The sequence below is a fragment of the Rhodococcus sp. NPDC058521 genome, from assembly GCF_042719695.1.
Classification (GTDB): Bacteria; Actinomycetota; Actinomycetes; order Mycobacteriales; family Mycobacteriaceae; genus Rhodococcus_F.
The window spans coordinates 486,650-503,200 of the sequence record NZ_JBHXNL010000001.1; the positions used below are offsets into that span (position 1 = coordinate 486,650).

Here is a 16,551-nt window from a genome sequence, read left to right on the forward strand (position 1 = left end):
GCACGGCGCGCAGTTCTTGTTCCGAGCGTGCTATTTGATCTCGGTCAGCACGGTGCCCTGGGTGATGGCCGCACCCGGTTCGACCGACAGGCCGGTGACGACTCCGGCCTTGTGTGCGTTGACCGGATTCTCCATCTTCATGGCCTCGAGGACTGCGATCAGCTCGCCCTCCGCGACTTCCTGGCCTTCCTCGACGGCAACCTTCACGACGGTGCCCTGCATGGGTGCGGTGACCGCGTCGCCGGAGGCGGCGCCTCCACCTGCTCCGCCACGCTTGCGGGGCTTCGGCTTCTTGCGGATGGCACCGGCGTCGCCGGCACCGCCACCGAGCGAGAACTGGCCGGGCAGCGAGACCTCGACGCGACGTCCGCCGACCTCCACGACCACGTTCTGTCGGGGCTGAGCGTCGTCCTCGTCCAGCGGCTCACCTGCGGTGAACGGCTCGATCGGGTTGTCCCAGTCGGTTTCGATCCACTTGGTGTAGACGTCGAACTTCTCGCCGTCGCCGATGAAGGCCGGGTTGGACACGATGTGCCGGTGGAACGGGATGACCGTCGCCAGGCCCTCGACATTGAACTCGGCCAATGCACGGCGCGAACGCTCCAGTGCCTCGTCGCGGGTTGCGCCATACACGATCAGCTTCGCGAGCATGGAGTCGAACTGGCCGCCGATGACGCTACCGCTCTCGACACCCGAGTCCATGCGGACGCCGGGGCCTGACGGAGGCTCGAACTTGGTGACCGGTCCCGGCGCAGGCAGGAACCCGCGACCGGCGTCCTCACCGTTGATGCGGAATTCGAAGGCGTGGCCGCGTGGGGTGGGGTCTTCCTTGATGGACAGTTCTTCGCCATTGGCGATGAGGAACTGCTGGCGAACCAGGTCGATGCCAGCTGTTTCTTCGGTGACCGGGTGCTCGACCTGCAGGCGGGTATTGACCTCGAGGAAAGACACCGTGTCGCCCTGCACCAGGTATTCGACTGTGCCTGCGCCGTAGTAGTGGGCCTCGCGGCAGATGGCCTTGGCCGACTCGTGGATGCGTTTGCGCTGCTCGTCGGTGAGGAACGGCGCGGGGGCCTCCTCGACGAGCTTCTGGAAGCGGCGCTGCAGCGAGCAGTCGCGGGTGCCGGCGACGACCACATTGCCGTGCTTGTCGGCGATGACCTGCGCTTCGACGTGGCGAGCCTTGTCGAGGTACTGCTCTACGAAGCATTCACCGCGGCCGAATGCCGCCACAGCCTCACGGGTGGCGGATTCGAACAGATGCGGAATCTCTTCGATGGTGTGCGCGACCTTCATGCCGCGGCCACCGCCACCGAATGCCGCCTTGATGGCGACCGGAACGCCGTATTCCTTCGCGAACGCGACGACCTCGTCGGCGTCCTTGACCGGGTCCTTGGTGCCTGCTGCCATCGGAGCCTTCGCACGCTCGGCGATGTGACGAGCGGTGACCTTGTCGCCGAGGTCACGGATCGACTGTGGGGAGGGCCCGATCCAGATCAATCCGGCGTCGATCACAGCCTGAGCGAACTCTGCGTTCTCGGAAAGGAACCCGTAACCGGGGTGAACGGCGTCGGCGCCGGACTTGTGCGCCGCGTCGATGATCTTGTCGATCACCAGGTAGGACTCCGCAGACGTCTGTCCTCCGAGCGCGAAGGCTTCGTCAGCGAGGCGCACGAACGGTGCGTCGGCATCGGGTTCGGCGTAGACGGCGACGCTGGCGAGCCCGGCGTCGGCCGCCGCTCGAACAACCCGGACCGCGATCTCGCCGCGGTTTGCGACGAGAACCTTCGTTATGTGCGCACTGGCATGACTGGGCACTGAACCTCCTGTGGTTCTCATGGTCTTCTCGCGGAGTGGTCCCCAGAGGGAGCATCACCGGGTGGGTTACGAGCATCACATCGGAGTGTATGCACAGATATTGCGGAGCCCGTAACCGGATAGCGCTTACACATTAGGTGGCCGCCTCGGACTGCGAAAGCCTACCCACGGGTAGCGGCGAGGAGCAGTGGTCGCAGCTCGGATACCCATTCGGTCATATGCGCAACGGCGGTGTCGTTGTTCGGATAGCGAACAGACAGGTTGAGGCCCTGCGGCGTGCGGTTGATCCACACGTGGACATCGTGCGTGTACTGCCTGCTTCGCAGTGCCTGTGCACGCCACTCGTGCCACTCGTCGGCGCGTGGGACGAACCGAACATCCATGTACGACACGACGAATCTGGGACGGATCGGTATACCGAGCGTGTGCCCGATCCGGTCGAACGGCACCGCTCCGGCGGGACGCCCGTGGTTCAGGCTCGCCTGCGCGTTTCGGGCCACCGACGCGAAGGCACCCGGTTTCGAATCGTCGTGGTCGACCTCGAAATCGACCGGGCACAGCCCGACGAACCACCCGAGTGCCGCGAGCCACTTCGGATCGTTCCGGGTGTGGACCGGCGTAACTGCCCGGAACTGGCCACCCGCACCCATGCGGGTGCCTGCAATTCCCAGACAGGCGAGTGCACCGGCGAAGAAGCCCACGCCGGCATGTCGGCACGCCGCTGCGAAGTCCGTCGATTCCTCGGCGCCGAGAAGCCACTCGGACATACCTCGTTGTGGTCCGTCACTGCGTGGACCGATGTCGAGGGGGAACCGGGGCAGACCGGACTCGTCGAACACCTGCCGCCAGATGTCACGCGCGGCCTGCTCCGTGCCGTGATCGACCTCGGACCTGCGCTCGGCGCTGCCGAAATCCACGTAGCTACCCACTGGCACGAGGTCGGCGGGACCGTGTCCGGAAGCTTCGCGGTACAGGGCGGACAACTCGTGCGCGATCAGGACGATCGAGTACCCGTCGATGATCGAATGATCGGCGCCGAAGTAGACGGTGAAAGTGTCGCGCTCCGCAGACTCCAGCGTCGCGAAGATGTACGACGGCCAGTGGAACGGCGACGCGTAATCGTCGAACAGTTGCTGCAGATGTGCGGCGTTCGCCTCGGCGTCGGTGGCATACCCGTGGCTGACCGCGCCGACATGGATGCCTCCGACCGGCACGGTCTGCCGGCGGATCGCCGAATAGTCCGCTGCGTCGCCGCCCTGTGAGGTGTCACCGAATCCGGGAAGTAGCGACGTATGCGAACGCAGGACCTCGTGACGATCGATCCACGAAGTCAGAGCGGATCGGAACGCGGGCACATCCAGCGCCCCGGCGATCTCGAAGGCACAACCCAACCAGGCCTCACGGCCACCTTCGGCGCAATATCTCAGGTGTGCCTCGTGGGCGAACGACACCGATCGGTCGTCGTCCGTCCACGGAGACCGCGCGTACGGGAGCCATTCGGTCATGGCACCGGACCGAATCGGGTAGTCGCCGAGTTCGGTGAACTCCATCAGTTGCGCAGGTGCCGCTTGATGCGAGCCAGCATCGCCGACATTCCACGCAATCGCAAAGGGCTGACCGCCTCCGCGAGGCCGAGATCGGAGTAGAAGTCGTCGGGGACGGCAAGAATCGCGTCCGCACTGAGCCCGTCCAGGCCCTGATACAGGATCGAAGCGAACCCACGAGTGGTCGGCGCTTCCGCAGGCGCACTGAAGTGCAGACGTACCTTCTGTCGATCGGAATCGTCGACCGACAGGAACAGGGGAGACTGACACTCCGGGACGGGCTCCATCGCCGACTCCTCGAGCTCGGTTGGCAGCGGGGCCAATTCGCGACTGAACTCGAGGAGCAGCTGGAGTTTGTCCTGGGCGCCGACGGCTGCGAAGTCGTCGACGATCTCGGCAAGGGATTCGGGCAGGTCACTCATGGTTGTACTTCTCGCCTGTGATGTCGGTCAGTTCGCGACTGGAACGTCACCGGGCTCTTCGCCCTTCACGATCGGAACCCGCACGGCGTTGCCCCACTCGGTCCACGAGCCGTCGTAGTTGCGCACGTTCTCGTAACCGAGGAGGTGCGTGAGAACGAACCAGGTGTGGCTCGAACGTTCGCCGATGCGGCAGTACGCGACGACGTCGTCGTTCGGCGACAGGCTGCCATAGATCTCGTTCAGCTCCGAGCGGGAACGGAAACGGCTGTCCGGAGCCGCCGCTTTCGCCCACGGAATGCTCTCGGCACTCGGAATGTGGCCGCCGCGCAGTGCGCCTTCCTCCGGGTAATCGGGCATGTGCGTGCGCTCGCCCGTGTATTCCTGCGGCGAACGCACGTCGATCAGCGGACCCTTGCCCAGATGCGACAACACATCGTCCTTGAACGCCCGAATGGGTGCATCCTTGCGCTCGACCACCGGGTAATCCGTGGGCGAAGTCTCCGGCACGTCGAACGAGGTCTCGCGGTTCTCGGCGAGCCAGGCATCACGACCACCGTCGAGCAGTCGGACGTCCTCGTGGCCGAACAGTGTGAACACCCAGAGCGCGTACGCAGCCCACCAGTTGCTCTTGTCGCCGTACACGACGATCGTGTCGTCGCGAGCGATTCCCTTGCGGCTCATCAACTCGGCGAACCGGGCGCCGTCGATGTAATCGCGGGTGACCGGATCGTTGAGGTCGAGATGCCAGTCGACCTTCACAGCACCCGGAATGTGCCCCACGTCGTAGAGCAGCACGTCCTCGTCCGATTCGACGACCTTCACATCGGGTGAGCCGATGTTCGCGGACAGCCATTCGGTCGATACGAGACGGTCGGGGTGAGCGTATTCGGCGAACGACGGGTTGGGATCTGGCGCGACGGGCACGGTCTGGCTCCTGAGGCAGATTCGGTACGGGCTGTGACCCGAGTCTATGCGGAGTCCGCGAGTGAGTTCGATCTGCGTGCGTCAGTTGACGCGCACGGTGGTCAGATCGAGTTGGCTCGTGAGCTCCGCGATGGGCGTGACACCGTACTCGCAGATGTCGACGAGCACCTTCTGCAACGTGTCGAGAAACAGTGACACGCTGTGCCGTGCAGTCGGCGTCTCGGGGAACCGTGACCGCAGCGCCAGACCCTTGTTGGTTCGCGAGATCCAGAACTGAGCGTCGTCGGCAACAGTCACGTTGCTGATGTGGTGCGCGTTGAGCTCGTCGTGGTCGTCGGTGCCGGGCAGGCGCCGATAGTCGATGTAGGACACCATGAACACGTCGGTGCGGGTGCGGCGGTAACCGTCTCCGAGAGCCTCCCGCACCTGCGCCATGGAAACACCCTTGAGAGTGAGCGCGGTGCGGAACGAGGCGTGCGTGTGCGCGAGCGACGACTGGAAATCACCGTCCGGGGTGATCTCCACGGTCAGTGGCGCGCTGGTGGTGAGCCAGCCGAGTGCGTTGGCCCACTGGGCATCCTGACGGGTATGCAGCGGGAACTGCAACGGCATCCGGGATGTTCCGGTGATCGAGTGAACCGCCGACCCCATCGCGGTCAGCAGGCCCGTGAACAGGCTGCCACCGCTCTCGAGGCAGATCTCCTCGAACTTCTCCGTGATCGCAGCATCGGCGAGCGGACGCACGTCCGCACCCTGCGGTGCAGGGCGGCCCGGCTCGACTCCCAGAGCCATCGGGAAGCTCGGTGCGGTTCCGCCGCAGCGTTCGTAGAACCGCGCCCATTCGCGAACACGCGGATCGTCTGCTGCGGTAACAGGAGCTATCGATTCGAGTTCGCAGTAGCGGAGGAAGCTGCCGGGATCGCCGAGTTCCTGGGTGACGTCGTCTTCGGTCGGGCCGGTACCGTCCACGGTCCGCGTGAGAATTTCGTAGATCTGGCGCAGTTCGCCGAGCGCGATGACGAGCGAATAGCCGTCGACAAGGGTGTGGTCGAACGCGCTGACGACCGTGTAGTGCGACTCCCGTTCGATCGTTGCGAACAGATACGCGGGGAACGTCAGCGGGTCGCACACCGTCGTGAACCGGTGCCGCAAGTGCTCGCGGACCTCCTCGGACGACGTCGTGTGGACGGGCCCCGAGGGGACGAATTCGATGTCCGAAGGATCGAGATCGAAACGGCGGAGAGCACCGTCCACCACTTCGAATCCGGTCTGGAGGGTGTCGTGCCTGCGCACGAAGTACTCGAGTGACGTCGCGAGAGCCATGCGGTCCAGCTTGCCGGGGAGGTCGAACGCCGCAGCCATCCAGACGCTGCGCCCGACCCCGTGGGTGCGGGCCGTGTCCAGGTGGAATTGCTGGTTGTACGACGGCGGTACCGGGGACTGCGTCACCGAGTCAGGGCCTGTGGACACGGACCATTCGGTGATCTCGCCGGGTTCGAGCATGTATCGGTCGATCGAGGTTACGTGCATGGGGTCGTCTCCGCTCCCTCGTTGTCGGATGGTGTCTCGCTGTCGAACGCGTAGTCGCCCGTTTCGGCGACCGTCTTCATGATGGTGGACATTCGCTCGGCGTACGCGGCGACCGATTCGTGCGCCTGTTCCGTATCGGGATGCGAGATCGCCAACCACGTGCCCTCGAGGACACGATTCACCCACATCGACGCGATCTGCGTTGCCTTCCCTCCGACGAGGCCCGTCGCCTTGGTCGACACGTAGTCCTCGGTGCCGGGCAGGCGGCGCCCGTCGATGTACGACACGATCGGAGGCGGCGCAAGGGTCGTCTGGTGGGCTACGGCCTCCGGTCCGGCGGCTGCGCTCACGGTGTCGATGACCTGCTGAACGGACACCTCGCCGAGCGACTTACCGGAGTGGTACGCCTCCTGCGCGCGCGTCGCGAGTTCGGTGAACGAGTGCTTGTCCGAGATCTCGAACCCGACCGGGATGAGGTTGATGAACCAACCCTGAGACCAGAAGTATTCCGGAGCGTTGCGGGTACCGATGGGTGAAAGTGCCATGTACCGGCCGCGTCCGGCGAGTTCGTGTTCGGTGATGGCGAGCGCTGCGAACACACCACCGATGAAGTTGGAGCCGTTCTTCTTGCACACCTCACCGAACTTCTCGCACTCGGCGGCGTCGGCGAGATCGAAACGACTGCCGATCGCAGGCTTCGGCTCGTCCGCGGCGCCGAGATCGAGCGGGAAGCTGGGAAACGAGCCACCGCTGCGGGTCAGATGACCGATCCAGCCATGCACCTCCGGCGATTCGAGAGTGAGCGCCGCGGCGCGTTCACGTTCCTCCTGGCTGAAGGTGATGTAGCTGCCGGGCTCGGGTAGTTCGGGTTCCACTCCGTCGAGTTCGGCCTGGTAGATGATCCGCAACTCCGCGAACATCAGAATCATCGACTGCATGTCCGTGTGTGCGTGGTCGATGGCGTGGAAAAGCGTGAACGATTCCTCACCCGAGTCCCCGTGGTAGTGCTCGACGACCCCGAACACGAAGGCCGGCCACCCGAGCGCACTGGTCTCCTCGGCGAATCGCGCGGCGATGTGCTCGCGGACCCGAACCGGATCGCCGAGGAGTTCCCCCGTCACGGCCTCGAGCTCGATCGAATCCGCGGGCACGACGTGCCGGCGGATCGGATTCGCCTTGTCGGTGGGGTCGGCGTCGGGGTCTCCGAACGAGAACCAGCTGTGCAACGTGTCGTGCCGCAGGACGTAGCGCTGCAGCGAGCGTGTCATCGCCGCGGCGTCCAACCGTCCCACGAAATCGAACGCGATGCCGATCCACGGTGACTGAGCCTCACCGTTGTTGGCCGCCAGCATCGATCGGCGCAGGTGCCGCTCCTGCATCGTCGTGGGAAGTGCCGGATCGACCGGCGCCTCCGCCGCCGCCAATGCGCTGCGCTCGGTGACTTTCCACTCGACGACCCTGCCAGGTTGTGGTTTCCAGTGGGTGATCAAGTTCAAGTCCATCTAGCGACTCCTGCGGTGTTGGGTAGAGGGGGACGGTGGGTGGGACATCGGGTGGTGGACGCTGCATCAGAATGCGCCAACCGCAGCGATACTGCTCGGGGAACCCGATCACGAGATTGATTACAGCCCGGTGACGGACAAGTCAAGTTGTCTCCAAAAGCCCCCTGTCCTGCAGATTCGTCGCGTAAAGTTTTGAGGTTTGATGTTGCTCACACTCCTGTAACGCCGGAATGTTGGCAAGCCGAACCCGTACTAGCCTGACCGAATGCAGGTTGCGCAGCAAAAGATCACGAGTCGATGGGTCCCGTGGCTCGGTCTGGCGACAAGTCTCGTCGCCGTGTTCATGCAACTCCTCGACGCGACCATCGTCAACGTCGCACTTCCGAGCATTGCGGTGGACCTCGGGGCCTCGGTGTCCGCCCAGTTGCTGATGGTCAGCGTCTACACGTTGGCGTTCGCATGCTCGCTGATCACGGCCGCTCGACTCGGTGATCTGTTGGGTCGCCGCCGGGTGTTCCTGACGGCCCTCGCCGTGTTTCTCGTGGCATCACTGTTTTGTGGCATGGCACAGACCCCGACGGAACTCGTCGTATCACGCGCATTCCAGGGACTTGCCGCAGGTTCGATGTCCGCGCAGACCTTCGCCATCATCTCGGGGCTCTTTCCGAAGCGTCAGCACCCGCGCGTGTTCGGCATCTACGGCGCAACCATCGGACTTGCCACCATCTGCGGTCCGCTCGTCGGCGGCCTACTCATCGAATGGGACCTCTTCCAGTGGGGATGGCGGTCCATCTTCTATGTCAACGTCCCCATCGGTCTCGTTGCGCTCACCATCGGCTACTTCTATCTGGTCGATGCCAAACCGGACGGGGTGCGCGGGCTCGACATCGGTGGTGCCGTGCTTTCGGCGCTCGGTCTCTTCCTGCTGATCTTTCCGTTGGCGGAGGGGCGTGAACGCGGCTGGCCCGCTCCGATCGTCGCGATGTTGTTGTGCTCGATCCCAGTCCTGGTTGCTTTCGTTGTCTACGAATGGTGGCTGGGAAAACGGGGTGGAGATCCGGTCCTACGGCTCCATCTGTTCCGTGACCGAGCCTTCTCGATCGGGGCTGTTCTCGCCTTCGTCTTCTTCGGCACCCTCACGTCCTTGATCTTCACGATCTCGTTGACCCTGCAGTTCGGATTCGGATTCACACCTCTGCGTGCCGGTGTGATGACCCTGCCGTGGGCGCTCGGGACCGGTCTGGCAGCGCTGGCGTCGTCGACCGTGTACCGGAAGATCGGCAACTTGGTCCTGCCGTTGGGTATGGCGCTGTTCGCCGGTTCGCTCGTCGGACTGTCCTGGATTCTGCAGCAGGAGGGAACCGATCCGCGTTGGCTCGCGCTCGCCGGACCGCTGTTCGTCGGTGGTGCCGGACTCGGCCTCTTCGTGGCTCCCCTGCAGACTGCCGTTCTCGCCACCGTGCGGCCGGAGAACGCCGGTTCGGTCTCCGGTCTGTTGCCGACGGTGCAGCAGGTGGGCAGCTCGATCGGTTTGGCCGTCATCGGAGTCGTGTTCTTCAACCTGGTCGCGGGGCAGGCCGTCTCGGCCGTCCAGGACGAAAGGCCGGCCCTGGTCGCGCAGCTCGAGGCGAAGGGCGTGCCGTCCACGTTCGTCCCGCAGGCAGAGCAGAAATTCGTCGACTGTGCGACGGCGCAACTCGGTTCGACATCGCCGATGAAGGTGTCGGATCGGTGTCGGGATCTGTCGGCCGGGTCCGGAGCTGCAATGCAGCACCCCAGCCCGGCGCAACAGGAACTCCTCGACGACGCCGTGACCGTCGCGAAGGACTCCACCCGTAGCGCCGCAGGCGAGGCGTTTCTACAGGCGGAACGCCGCGTGCTGTGGATCATCTCGGCCGTCGCAGTGGCGATCGCCGTACTGTCGCTGACGCTGCCGCGCCGTAACCGCTGGTCAGAATCGGAGGTCGAGGTTTCGGTCGGTGGGGGAGTCGGCCCACAACTCGGCGATTCCGACACCGACGGTGTCGAGCAAACGTCGAACGAGCGGTAATCCGATTCCGATCACGCTCGACGGATCACCGTCGATGCGTTCGACGAACCAGCCGCCGAGACTGTCGAGTGTGAAGGCCCCGGCGACCTTCAGCGGCTCACTGCTGGCGAGGTAGGCCTCGAGATCGGCTTCCGAAGGCGACGCGAAGTGCACGACCGTACCGCTGCACTCGGCAGCTTCGCGATCGACTCGGCCGCGCCTGGTTCGGATCACGCAGTGTCCGGTGAGCAGGGACGCGCTGCGTCCCGCCATGGACTTCCATCGATCTCGTGCCCTGTCGACGGTCCCGGGTTTGCCCTGCAGTTCGCCGCCGATGGAGAGCATCGAATCGCATCCGACGATCACGACGTCCGAATGCCCTGCCGCGGCGACGCGGGCCGACACGTCGTGTGCCTTGGCACGCGCCAACTCGGTCACCACGTGCTCCGGGGCGGCGTCCGGCCCGAGGTCGGCGATGAGCGCGTCCTCGTCGACCTCGGACACCATGACGATCGGTTCGATGCCGGCGCTGCGCAGTACCGACAGGCGGGCCGGCGAAGCAGAGGCGAGAACGAGCCTCAACGTCGGTGCGACCCGAGGTTCACGAACGAGTACGGCGAGAACGGCGCGGCGACGCGGTGCGACTGCACCGGGTCACCCCATGTCTCGGCTGGGAGTGTCGATCCGGGAACCGCGGCCCCCGAGTTCGCCGCCGCGGCGAGCACGGTGACGAGAGCCGCCAGTTCCTCGTCGGTCGGCGACCCTTTGACCACCTTCACGAACGGTTCACCGGCAGCGGTCGAAGACGCGTTCTCCGCATCGGACAGCTCGGCGAGCCCTGCGTCCACTGCACCGTCCACCTGCGATCCGTTGACCGTGCTCGTGGCAGAGGCGGACTCGTCGGCTGAGGTCTCGGTGCGCACAACTTCCTCGGCGATCGATGTCATAGGGGGATGTTCCCATGCTTCTTGGGCGGAAGCGTCACCATCTTGCGCTCCAGAAGTCGCAGTGCGGACACGATCTGGCCGCGTGTGTGCGACGGGGGAATGACGGCGTCCACGTACCCGCGCTCGGCTGCGACGTACGGGTTCACCAAAGTGTCCTCGTACTCCTGCTGCAGTTCGAGCCGCAACGCATCGACGTCCTCGCCGTTCTTCGCGGCCTCGAGCAGACGCTTGCGGTAGACGAACCCGACGGCGCCCGAAGCGCCCATCACGGCGATCTGCGCAGTCGGCCACGCGAGATTGACATCCGCGCCCATGTGCTTGGAGCCCATGACGTCGTACGCGCCGCCGTACGCCTTACGGGTGATGACCGTGATCTTGCCGACCGTGGCCTCGCCGTACGCGTAGAGGAGCTTCGCGCCGCGGCGAATGATGCCGTTGAACTCCTGCTCGGTGCCGGGCAGGAATCCCGGCACGTCGACGAGAGTGATGATCGGGACGTTGAACGCGTCGCAGGTACGCACGAAACGTGCAGCCTTCTCGGACGCGTCGATGTCGAGACAGCCCGCGAACTGGGTGGGCTGATTGGCGACGATGCCGACGCTGCGGCCGTCCACACGTCCGAATCCGACGACGACGTTCATCGCCCGCTCGGCCTGGACCTCGAGGAACTCGTCGTCGTCGAGTATGCGACGAATGACCTCGTGCATGTCGTAGGGCTGGTTCGCCGAATCCGGGATCAGTGTGTCGAGCTCGAGGTCCTCCTCGGTGAGGGAGTTCTCGATCGACCCGTCGAACGGGTCTGACGGCAGCATGCGCGGAGCCGCCGCCTGATTGTTCGAAGGTAGGTACGAGAGCAGGTCCTTGACGTAGTCGAGGGCGTCCTGCTCGCCGGAAGCGACGTAGTGCGCGACCCCGGACTTGACCATGTGGGTGTGTGCGCCACCGAGTTCTTCCATGGTGACGTTCTCGCCGGTGACGGTCTTGATGACGTCGGGACCGGTGACGAACATCTGGCTGGTCTGGTCGACCATCACGACGAAGTCGGTCAGTGCCGGGGAGTACACGTGTCCGCCGGCGGCGGGGCCCATGATCAGCGAGATCTGCGGGATGACGCCGGATGCCCGGACGTTTCGGTGGAAGATCTCGCCGTACAGGCCGAGCGAGACGACACCTTCCTGGATACGTGCTCCTGCACCCTCGTTGATGCCGATCAGCGGACGGCCCGTCTTGATGGCCAGGTCCATGACCTTGACGATCTTCTCGCCGTAGATCTCGCCGAGGCTGCCGCCGAAGACGGTGGCATCCTGCGAGAACACGCACACGTCGCGGCCGTCGATCGTGCCGTAGCCGGTGACGACGCCGTCACCGAGCGGACGGTTCTCGGCGAGGCCGAAGTTGACGCTGCGGTGGCGTGCAAGTGCATCGAGTTCTACGAACGACCCCTCGTCGAGGAGCGCAGTGATGCGCTCGCGAGCGGTCAGCTTGCCCTTGGCGTGAACCTTCTCCACTGCGGCGGCGCCGCTGGGGTGCTTGGCCTCCTCCTGGCGATTGCGCAGGTCGGCGAGCTTTCCGGCAGTGGTGTGGATATCGGGTTTCGTCGCCGCCTCGGGGGCATTGGGCTCCTGGACAGTGGTCATGACTGGTGAGCTTAACCAGGGTCGGGGGGGATCTGACAAGGCAGGTGCGGATTCTGTGGAGTCTCCGGGATTGGCTACTGGTGAGTACGTTTCGGCCACGGAATAGTCTGGCGGAATGAGGACCGCCAACGATCTGCCCGCACTGGACCAGGGTGACCTGCGTCGCACGTTGGTTCGAACCGAGATCGACGAGGATCCGCCGAAGTTCTGGCGGCGCCTCGACGTGGTTTCTGAAACAGGTTCCACAAATGCCGATCTGCTCGAGCGAGTCGCGGCGGGCGAGTCCGACCGCCACGTATTGCTCGCCGAGTTCCAGGGGAGCGGTCGCGGTAGGCACGCACGCAATTGGGTGACCCCGCGCAGAGCGCAGATAGCAGTGTCGGTCGCCCTCACGATGCCCGGAATGCAGCCGGCCGGGATGGGGTGGTTGCCGCTGCTCACCGGGATTTCGGTGGTGGACGCCCTGCGGTCGGTGGCAGGAGTCGAAGCGGACCTGAAATGGCCGAACGACGTTCTCGTCGGAGGCAAGAAGGTCGCCGGGATCCTCGCCGAGGTTGCGCAGGTGACACCCGACCCGGTCGTCGTCGTGGGCATCGGACTCAACGTTGCTCTCGTTGCCGAGGAACTGCCCGTACCGACCGCCACGTCCTTGTTGCTCGAGAACGCTTCGACGACCGATCGCACGCTGCTCGTGAGTGCCATGCTCGATCGGCTCGCAGCCCACTGGACCCGGTGGCACGATTGCGCCTGGTCGTTCACCGAACTGGCGCAGACCTACCGCGAGCACTGCGACACCCTGGGTCGCCGGGTACGCGCCGAGCTGCCGGGCGACAATCGGATACTGGGGACAGCCGTCGATGTCGACGAACAGGGTCGATTGGTGATCGCACCCGACAAGGGCGGGGAGCCCTTCGCGGTGTCAGCCGGTGACATCACCCATCTTCGCGCCACCGACGTGTATTAGGCACACTCGTCGCATGGGATATCCGGAGGACGCGCTCGCGGAGGACGAAGAGCTGCTCTTGCACTGTCATCCGCACTGGAAGATGCTGATCGTGCCGGCCGGCGTGTTCGTCCTGTCGAGCGCGATCGCCGGGTTCGGGTTCGGGCTCGCGGGCAGCAAACTCACCGGAACCCCCTCGACAGTGGCGATGATCGCGATAGCAGTCCTGTGGTGCATCGTGGTCGCGCTTCGCGCCGCCGGACCCTTCATACGTTGGAAGTTCACCCACTTCATCGTCACCGACCGCCGGGTTCTCATCCGCGAAGGCGTCCTCACCCACACCGGAATCGACATCCCGATGGGCAGGATCAGCAACGTGCAGTTCCGGCACGGACTGCTCGATCGGATCGTCCGGACGGGAACGCTCGTGATCGCATCGGCCTCGGACGATCCCCTCGAATTCGACGACATCCCGCACGTTCAGCGCGTGCACGCGCTGCTCTACAACGAGGTGTTCGACGCGATGGATCCCCATCGCGATTCGCTGCGCTGACCGGCCTCCGTACAGTTGTCTCGTGACTGCAGTTCTGTTGGCCGAAGACGACGAGGCCATTGCCGCCCCACTTTCTCGTGCGCTCGGACGTGAGGGATACACCGTCACGATCGAGCAAACAGGCCCCGCGGCGCTCGAGAAGGCTCTCGAGGGCGACTTCGACCTGTTGATTCTCGACCTCGGGCTGCCGGGCATGGACGGGCTGGAGGTGTGCAGGCAGGTCCGCTCGCACAATGCCGAACTTGCGGTCCTCATGCTCACCGCCCGGACCGACGAGGTCGACTTCGTGGTCGGTCTCGATGCCGGCGCGGACGATTACGTGGGCAAGCCGTTCCGGCTGGCGGAGTTGATGGCGCGCGTGCGGGCGCTGCTGCGTCGGCGCGGCGGCGGCGAGGATTCCGTCGTGGAGGTCGGCGACATCAGACTCGAGCCTGCCGCGCGCCGCGTGCTGGTGGGTGGCGCCGAGGTGGCGTTGGCGAACAAGGAGTACGAATTGCTCCGGGTACTCCTCGAGCATGCCGGGCAGGTGGTGCCCCGCGAGGACATTCTCGCCGAAGTGTGGGGCGACGTGGAGTTGCGCGGCTCGAAGACTCTGGACATGCACATGTCGTGGCTGCGCCGAAAGATCGGCGACGAAGGACCGGCCGCAGAACGAAGAATCGCGACCGTGCGCGGCGTCGGATTCCGAATCAACAACGACTAGGCGCCGGCAGTGCGGCGCAGAATTCTCCAGTCCACGCTCGGTGTGGTGATCCTGACGGCGCTTCTTCTCGGGGTGCCGCTGATCTACACGGCATGGTTGTGGGTGGAGGACCTCGCACGAAGTGACCTCCAGAATCGCCTGGACCGGATGGCTGGAGAGATAATCGCTCAAGAGGGTCCTGACGGTGTCGTCAACGGAGAGCTGAATACGGCCTCCTTGGACCTTCTCACACCGAAAGACGGGCGATTGGTGGTCATCTACCCCACCGCCCCCGAGAACGCCGCGAGAGTGGACATCGGCGTCTCGGACGTCGCCTCGCCGCTGATCGAGTCACTTGCCATGGGATCCTCCGGTTCGCTCCGCCTCGAGGTGCCGTCCGACGTGATGCGCACTCAGCAGCGTCAGGCCGTCGGCGCGGTCGGACTGTTGGTGCTGATCTCGATCGCCGTGGGAACGGCGGTGGCGGTACTGACGGCGAAGCGCCTCGCGGACCCGTTGTCCGACGTGGCGAATCGGGCTGCCCGTCTCGCCGAGGGAGACTTCCACCCGGATCCACGCCGTCATTCGATCGCCGAACTGGATCGAGTCTCGGACGTCCTCGACTCGGCGACCGTCGAGATCGCGGGGCGGCTGCAACGCGAGCACACCTTGGTCGCGGACGTGTCGCATCAGCTGCGCAGTCGTCTCACCGCGGTTCGGCTACGCCTCGACGAGTTGTCGGAGCATTCCGACCCCGCGGTAGTGGAGGAGGCGGACGAGGCGATGGCGCAGGTCGACCGACTGACGGATGCCATCGACGAACTGGTTCGTTCGTCCAGGAGCAGCGGCGAGGAGAAGCAGGTTTCGGTCGTGCACGAGCTCGGCGCGGTTCTCGCCGACTGGGAGCGGCCGTTCGACGATGTCGGTCGAGCACTGACACTTGGTGGCGACGTGGACGTGATGGCGTCGACGACGGGGTCGCGGTTGCGTGAGGCGGTGTCGGTTCTCGTGGACAACGCGCTCGTCCACGGTGCGGGCACGTGCACGGTGTCGGTACGCCTCGCGAGGGGGGCGGGCCGGACGGCTTCGACCCGCGACTCGATGGTGTGCGTGGAAGTGTCGGACGAGGGGGAGGGCGTGAGCAACGAGCTCGCGCCGCACATCTTCGATCGCGGTTTCTCCGGTGCGGGATCGACCGGTGTAGGGCTCGCGCTGGCACGCGCGCTCATCGAGGCGGACGGCGGCAGATTGGAGCTTCAGCGTCGCAGGCCCGCACTGTTCGCGGTCTTCGTTCCCATCGGCCGTGAACCTGCGCCGACCCGGGTGGCGGGCAACCGAGAACCTCGCTGACGGAGCATGGCGTTCCGGTCAGAGAATCAGCTCAGGGCCGACCGGCTTCTTCTTCGAGCTCGTCCGCGGCGTCCTCGGTGTCGAAGGTGCCGTATTCCTCAGGGAATGCGAAGCGGCGCAGGGCCCAGAAGCGGAACACCATCTGCAGAAGGTTGCCGATGATGTAGTTGAGAACGAAGTCGACGACGACCAGGGTGGTCAGGCTTTCCGTGCCGGCGCGGATGTCGAAGATGTTGTTGGCGATCCACAGGGGAGCGGCGGCGAGCAGGACGCCGATTCCGCTGATCGTGAAGAACAGCAGCGCTTCGTGGTGGCGTTCGCGACCGCCACGGTTCTTGAACGCCCACTCGCGGTTGAGGATGTAGCTCAGGACAGTGGCGAGGACGCCCGACAGGACCTTGGCGACCGTCGGCTTCTCTTCGAGGATCGTGAGGCTCAGCGTGTAGAAGATCGCCAGGTCGAACACCATTGTCGTACCGCCGACTATCGCGAACTTGATCAGCTCGCGATGACGCAGCGCGAGAGCGCGGAAAGGCTGGGGTATGCGGGTGACAACCCCGTCGACGAAAGACACAACTCTCGAGTTTACGAAACGATCACCCTTCACCACCAACTGGTCACGAGATCATCAGCAGAATCACAGAAAGTGAACTGCACATGGTCGCGCCGT

15 protein-coding genes are annotated in these 16,551 nt (G+C 64.9%); 5 read left to right on the forward strand and 10 right to left on the reverse strand.

The features are described from left to right. Window positions 1-30 precede the first annotated feature (30 nt). From ACFWO3_RS02270 to ACFWO3_RS02295, 6 genes are all read right to left on the reverse strand, one after another. The gene (locus tag ACFWO3_RS02270) at window positions 31-1,818 is read right to left on the reverse strand and encodes an acetyl/propionyl/methylcrotonyl-CoA carboxylase subunit alpha (RefSeq protein WP_378573248.1); all 1,788 of its coding nucleotides are present in this window, start codon (window positions 1,816-1,818) and stop codon (window positions 31-33) included. Window positions 1,819-1,979: 161 nt separating this feature from the next. Then, on the reverse strand, window positions 1,980-3,368 hold the full coding sequence (locus ACFWO3_RS02275) for a condensation domain-containing protein (protein WP_378573250.1): 1,389 nt from the start codon (window positions 3,366-3,368) through the stop codon (window positions 1,980-1,982). Further along, window positions 3,368-3,784: a SufE family protein gene (locus ACFWO3_RS02280; RefSeq protein ID WP_378573252.1), complete on the reverse strand. Its 417-nt coding sequence runs from the start codon at window positions 3,782-3,784 to the stop codon at window positions 3,368-3,370. The genes ACFWO3_RS02275 and ACFWO3_RS02280 overlap by 1 nt, the downstream gene beginning before the upstream one ends. Window positions 3,785-3,811: 27 nt before the next feature. Continuing rightward, window positions 3,812-4,708, reverse strand: coding sequence for a sulfurtransferase (locus tag ACFWO3_RS02285; protein WP_378573254.1), 897 nt, complete (start codon window positions 4,706-4,708; stop codon window positions 3,812-3,814). Window positions 4,709-4,789: 81 nt separating this feature from the next. Then, complete coding sequence (locus ACFWO3_RS02290; protein ID WP_378573256.1) at window positions 4,790-6,238, reverse strand: condensation domain-containing protein; 1,449 nt, start codon at window positions 6,236-6,238, stop codon at window positions 4,790-4,792. Further along, the gene (locus ACFWO3_RS02295; RefSeq protein WP_378573258.1) at window positions 6,229-7,740 is read right to left on the reverse strand and encodes a condensation domain-containing protein; all 1,512 of its coding nucleotides are present in this window, start codon (window positions 7,738-7,740) and stop codon (window positions 6,229-6,231) included. Before ACFWO3_RS02295 ends, ACFWO3_RS02290 begins: the two co-directional genes overlap by 10 nt. A gap of 265 nt (window positions 7,741-8,005) precedes the next feature. On the opposite strand from ACFWO3_RS02295, the gene ACFWO3_RS02300 reads away from it, so the two are divergent. Then, window positions 8,006-9,790 carry an MFS transporter gene (locus ACFWO3_RS02300; protein ID WP_378573259.1) on the forward strand — a complete coding sequence of 595 codons (1,785 nt, stop codon included), beginning with the start codon at window positions 8,006-8,008 and terminating at the stop codon, window positions 9,788-9,790. Here ACFWO3_RS02300 and ACFWO3_RS02305 read toward each other — a convergent pair. Genes ACFWO3_RS02305 through ACFWO3_RS02315 form a run of 3 tightly spaced genes read right to left on the reverse strand, consistent with a single transcriptional unit; the run spans window position 9,692 to window position 12,353 of the window. Continuing rightward, window positions 9,692-10,351 (reverse strand): Maf family protein, encoded by a 660-nt coding sequence (locus ACFWO3_RS02305; RefSeq protein WP_378573261.1) that lies wholly within the window; start codon window positions 10,349-10,351, stop codon window positions 9,692-9,694. The genes ACFWO3_RS02300 and ACFWO3_RS02305 overlap by 99 nt on opposite strands. After that, window positions 10,348-10,716 carry an acyl-CoA carboxylase subunit epsilon gene (locus ACFWO3_RS02310; protein WP_378573264.1) on the reverse strand — a complete coding sequence of 123 codons (369 nt, stop codon included), beginning with the start codon at window positions 10,714-10,716 and terminating at the stop codon, window positions 10,348-10,350. Before ACFWO3_RS02310 ends, ACFWO3_RS02305 begins: the two co-directional genes overlap by 4 nt. Then, on the reverse strand, window positions 10,713-12,353 hold the full coding sequence (locus tag ACFWO3_RS02315) for an acyl-CoA carboxylase subunit beta (protein WP_378573266.1): 1,641 nt from the start codon (window positions 12,351-12,353) through the stop codon (window positions 10,713-10,715). The genes ACFWO3_RS02310 and ACFWO3_RS02315 overlap by 4 nt, the downstream gene beginning before the upstream one ends. A 115-nt stretch (window positions 12,354-12,468) precedes the next feature. Between ACFWO3_RS02315 and ACFWO3_RS02320 the strand changes: the two genes are divergently transcribed. Genes ACFWO3_RS02320 through ACFWO3_RS02335 form a run of 4 tightly spaced genes read left to right on the forward strand, consistent with a single transcriptional unit; the run spans window position 12,469 to window position 15,881 of the window. Beyond that, entirely contained in the window at window positions 12,469-13,317 is an 849-nt protein-coding gene (locus ACFWO3_RS02320) for a biotin--[acetyl-CoA-carboxylase] ligase (protein WP_378573268.1), read from the forward strand. A 13-nt stretch (window positions 13,318-13,330) separates the two neighbouring features. Next, window positions 13,331-13,849: a PH domain-containing protein gene (locus ACFWO3_RS02325; protein WP_378573270.1), complete on the forward strand. Its 519-nt coding sequence runs from the start codon at window positions 13,331-13,333 to the stop codon at window positions 13,847-13,849. A gap of 22 nt (window positions 13,850-13,871) precedes the next feature. Continuing rightward, a complete protein-coding gene (locus tag ACFWO3_RS02330) occupies window positions 13,872-14,552 on the forward strand; it encodes a response regulator transcription factor (RefSeq protein ID WP_378573272.1) in 681 nt (226 codons plus the stop codon). A 9-nt stretch (window positions 14,553-14,561) separates the two neighbouring features. After that, window positions 14,562-15,881: an ATP-binding protein gene (locus ACFWO3_RS02335; protein WP_378573274.1), complete on the forward strand. Its 1,320-nt coding sequence runs from the start codon at window positions 14,562-14,564 to the stop codon at window positions 15,879-15,881. Window positions 15,882-15,912: 31 nt separating this feature from the next. Here ACFWO3_RS02335 and ACFWO3_RS02340 read toward each other — a convergent pair whose 3' ends face one another. Continuing rightward, window positions 15,913-16,455 (reverse strand): GtrA family protein, encoded by a 543-nt coding sequence (locus tag ACFWO3_RS02340; protein WP_378573276.1) that lies wholly within the window; start codon window positions 16,453-16,455, stop codon window positions 15,913-15,915. Window positions 16,456-16,551 lie beyond the last annotated feature (96 nt).